The sequence below is a fragment of the Spiroplasma sp. hy2 genome (genome assembly GCF_044714365.1).
Classification (GTDB): Bacteria; Bacillota_I; Bacilli_A; order Mycoplasmatales; family Mycoplasmataceae; genus Spiroplasma; species Spiroplasma phoeniceum.
Genome location: NZ_RXFZ02000090.1, coordinates 1 through 4,109, shown reverse-complemented (window position 1 = coordinate 4,109; position 4,109 = coordinate 1). Strand labels below are relative to the sequence as shown.

The window sequence follows — 4,109 nt, the reverse complement described above, 5'->3', positions numbered from 1 at the left end:
TTTAATTTAAAATGGTTTGTTGATTAATAATAAATAATTTTCCTAAATCCCTATTTATAAGAACTTCATTTATTATTTGATTATTTAAATAATCATTTCGATAATATTTGCTATCACCTGTTCTTATGACAACACTAGCAATCATATTGTTCTTAGTTACAATTCTAATTCTTTCTCTTTTTGTGCTATTTCTTCAATAAAAATTTACATAATCTCAATTATTAAAAATTATTTTTGAAAAATTATTAACATCATATTCTCTTGTAAATCATTTTCATATATCAAATTGATCTTTATCATTATAAATTTTTTCCTTAATTTTTTTTGAAAAAGTGATAAGTTATTACCAGATTCATATTTTATAATTATAATTTCTTCTCAAAAATTTGGTTCAAAAGAAACATAAAATTTACCAGTTTTACTTGAACCAACAAGTTCATTGCCATCATCAACGCCTCTTTTGTTTCTAATTAAATTTTGTAAATTATTTGTTTGTTGATAATTAAGATTATTAGACTTCTTGCATTTTTATTTTATTCTTTATCGCAATACTTACGAGTTTATCAAACATTGCCTAATGCATTACGTGGTTTATTTGGTTTAGCATGGATTATTTTATTTTTTCAGAAAGTTTTAAAAATTAAATCTTAATTATAATGAAGTAAGATAAAATAATGGTATAACAGAGAGAAAGGTTTGGATGAAAAAGAAAATTGCAATTTTAGGAGATTCACTAACTTTTGGTTATTTACCGATGGGAACTGGCAAAATGGCAGATGCTGATAATTGACCAGTAAAATTAGAAAATTTATTAACAAAATATTATCAAACAGGAGAAATTGAAATTCAAACTGATGCCCAACCAGGACGAACAATTATTAAGCCATTAATTGATTTTGGTTTTCCCCAAGATAATGGAATTGACAATTTATCAGTTTTATATCAAAAAACACATCCAATTGATTTATTCATGATTTTTTTAGGAACAAATGATTATTTTGGTTATCATGCTTATGCAAAATTAAAAGAAATCCCAGATTATCCAATTGAAACAAAAATTGTTGATTCATTAGGGGAATTGATTAATAAAATGAAAGTATTGCATAAAGATAATAAAGAAGAAGTGAATTATCATGTTTTAGTAGTTTGCCCACCAAAAGTATTAACATTGCATGATGGTGAATTGTTGACATCCTTACCAGAAGCTTATCAAAAATATTGTGCAAAATTAAATATTCCTGTTGTTAATTTACAATTATCAGCAAATCCACATCCCGAAGATCAAAATGAATATGATGGTATTCATTATACACCAATGGAAACAATGCCTGTCGCCCAAACCATTTTTGATGTTATTGTTGCAGAAAATTTATTAAATTTAAATTAATTTTAGTAACAAGCAATTAGAAAGGAATTAAACATAAATGATTATTGGTGTTTATGGTTATATTGGAGCAGGAAAAACAAGTGCCTGTGAATACTTACAAAATAAATATCATTTCACTTATTTAAATGCGGATAAAATTGCAAAAGAAATTATGCAAGAGCCAACCGTTTTGTTTTTTTTAGAGCAAACTTTTCCGGGAATAGTTATTAATGGTGTTCTTAATCGTGAGCGTTTATGAACAATTATTTTTACTAATCCTCTTGCTAACAATAAGTTGAATAATTATTTATGACCAAAAGTTAATCAACAAATTATTACAATTATTAATAATAATCCAAACCAAAAATTTTTAATTGAAGCAATTGGTTTAAGCACATTAGCACTTTCTTTTACAGCAAAAATATTTATTACTGCTAGTAAAAAGAACATTATTACGCGAATTAATGCTCGTGATCAACAATCATCAGAACAAATAGAACAGTTATTAAAAATTCAAGCAACTTTTTTTAAACAGATAAAACCCGATTATAAAGTAACCACTAACAAATCACTGCCAGAACTGTACCAAGAATTAGATAAGATAATGGAAGACATATTAGGAGATGAACAATAATGCACCGTTTTGTTGCCAATCAATTAGAAAATAATTACTTTATTTTAGCTGAAGATGATGTTAAACAAATTAAACAAGTTTTGCGTTTAAGAGACCAAACACAAATTATTTGCATTTATAATGGTGAACATTATTTAACGATATTAGAAGTACAAGCACCACAAAAGTATTTATTTAAATTAATTAAAAAATTACAGCAAAATCATGAAAGTCCAATTAAAGTACGATTAATTGCAGGTCTAATTCGGAATGCAAAATGAGATTATTTATTACAAAAAGCAACAGAATTAGGAGTTAATGAAATCATTCCCTTTCAGTTTAGTCGTTGTGTGGTACAATTAAAAGGTGAAAATAATTTTAAAAAGATTGAACGTTGAACAAAAATTTGTAAGGAAGCAGCAGAACAATCTTACCGTAATCAAGTACCGTTCGTACATGATGTTGAAAGTGATTTAAAAGTGTTACAACAATATCAAAGTGATGTTAATCTTGTTTGCTATGAAAACGTTGCAGAAACATTATCAATAAAACAGTTTTTACAACAAGATTTTAAAACAATTACAGTTGTAATTGGCCCTGAAGGTGGATTTACTCCACATGAAATTGCGGTTTTATCTTCATATCAATATTACCCCGTTTCATTAGGGCAACGAATTTTACGAGCTGAAACAGCACCAGTTGCACTTTTAGCAATGATTATGTATGAAAAAGAATTATAGGAGAGGGCAAAGATGACAAAAGTAGTATCGATTAAAGCACTAGTTAGTGTTGCAAATATAATATTATATACAGCTTTAGTACTAATTTTTCTAATTTTAGGATTACAAAAATGAGATATTGCAGCAGTAACTGGCTACAAAATTGGCTATGTTTTAATTAGTTTTGCTATTATTATTTTTATTATTTATCATTTAGTTCGTATTCATGAGTTAAAAAAGACACCATTTCAATTATTACGTAAACATATTATTTTTATGCAAATTTTTTATATTGGTCAATATTTGATTTTTGTGATTAGTTTATTTTTTTTAATTTTAGCTAATACAAAAGTTTTAAATCCAGCCCAAATTTGTATTTTTTGATATGTATGATTTCCAACAGTCTTTGTTGGTACAATTGCTTGTTCAATCTTGGAATCAATTGTTCGTGTTGAAGAACGAATTTTTATTGTTAAAAAAAATTGACAAGATTCAGAACAATGAGCAAAAGAACAGGAAAAAAATAATACTGTTTTAACAAATGAGCAGCAAGCAAAAAAGAGCAAAAATCCTTTCTTTGATGATGATAAAAATAATAATTAGTTTATAATTAAAAAAGAGAAATTAATAACGGAGGATGAAAAAATGAAAAAAATATTAAGTTTATTAGGAGCAATAATGATTGGGACTACTATTGGATCAAATGTTGTTGCATGTATGCCTCCAAGAAATGGTGGCAACAATAATAATATTGTTGGGGACAAATTAGACTTGAATTCATTTTCTTATGATAAAATTATTGCCAAAAAATTTAGTTTAAAAAAAGATAATGCAATTGTTAATGATGAAATTAATTTAACTTCAGCAATTACAAAAGGAATTCAAAATTTATCTCAAGTATATTTGCCTTGAGATGAAGTTAATATTACGGTTAATTTTTTAAGTGATAAATTTACTTTTAATCAAGTTTATGTCAAAATGGAAGCAAAACCAGATGCAAAATCAGTAAAAGGTTCAGTAATGTGAGGAAATTTAGAAACAAAATCTTATGTTGATCTTCGTCCAGATTTAAAAAATTGATTATCATTAGCATCACCAACATTAGAAGTTAAAGATCCAAGTGAATTAGATGCTGTTGCTACTAAGACATTAGGTGGCCCAGCCTTTAACCAAAGTAATTTGGATGGTCTTGGCTTACAAGGAACATATCATGAAGACCAAAAACGTTATATAGTTTCAGTTAAAAGCGGTCAAAGTAACTTTTTCCAAACAAGTGAAATTATTTGGTCGTATAAATTATTTAAGGGTCTTAAATTAATATCTTAGAAATTGTGGAATAATATACCACTTACTTATTTACATTGTATTACTTTTAATTTTATTGTCAATATATTTTTCTATTTTTTTAWTT

Annotated in this window: 7 protein-coding genes; 6 read left to right on the top strand and 1 reads right to left on the bottom strand. The window is 26.4% G+C overall.

Annotation, left to right across the window (positions count from 1 at the left end; all coding sequences use genetic code 4):
- Window position 1 precedes the first annotated feature (1 nt).
- Complete coding sequence (locus EHV01_RS03705) at window positions 2–145, bottom strand: hypothetical protein (RefSeq protein ID WP_422066254.1); 144 nt, start codon at window positions 143–145, stop codon at window positions 2–4.
- 347 nt (window positions 146–492) lie between these two features.
- On the opposite strand from EHV01_RS03705, the gene EHV01_RS03700 reads away from it, so the two are divergent.
- From EHV01_RS03700 to EHV01_RS03675, 6 genes are read left to right on the top strand one after another with little or no spacing between them, the layout of a single operon-like run.
- Window positions 493–651: a hypothetical protein gene (locus tag EHV01_RS03700; RefSeq protein ID WP_422066253.1), complete on the top strand. Its 159-nt coding sequence runs from the start codon at window positions 493–495 to the stop codon at window positions 649–651.
- A 49-nt stretch (window positions 652–700) separates the two neighbouring features.
- Window positions 701–1,387, top strand: a complete 687-nt coding sequence (locus EHV01_RS03695; RefSeq protein ID WP_422066252.1) for a GDSL-type esterase/lipase family protein — start codon at window positions 701–703, stop codon at window positions 1,385–1,387.
- A 37-nt stretch (window positions 1,388–1,424) separates the two neighbouring features.
- A complete protein-coding gene (gene coaE, locus EHV01_RS03690) occupies window positions 1,425–2,000 on the top strand; it encodes a dephospho-CoA kinase (protein WP_422066251.1) in 576 nt (191 codons plus the stop codon).
- On the top strand, window positions 2,000–2,719 hold the full coding sequence (locus EHV01_RS03685; RefSeq protein ID WP_353486825.1) for an RsmE family RNA methyltransferase: 720 nt from the start codon (window positions 2,000–2,002) through the stop codon (window positions 2,717–2,719). Before coaE ends, EHV01_RS03685 begins: the two co-directional genes overlap by 1 nt.
- Window positions 2,720–2,731: 12 nt before the next feature.
- Entirely contained in the window at window positions 2,732–3,301 is a 570-nt protein-coding gene (locus tag EHV01_RS03680) for a hypothetical protein (RefSeq protein WP_422066250.1), read from the top strand.
- Between the two features lie 42 nt (window positions 3,302–3,343).
- Window positions 3,344–4,024, top strand: coding sequence for a lipoprotein (locus EHV01_RS03675; RefSeq protein ID WP_422066249.1), 681 nt, complete (start codon window positions 3,344–3,346; stop codon window positions 4,022–4,024).
- Window positions 4,025–4,109 lie beyond the last annotated feature (85 nt).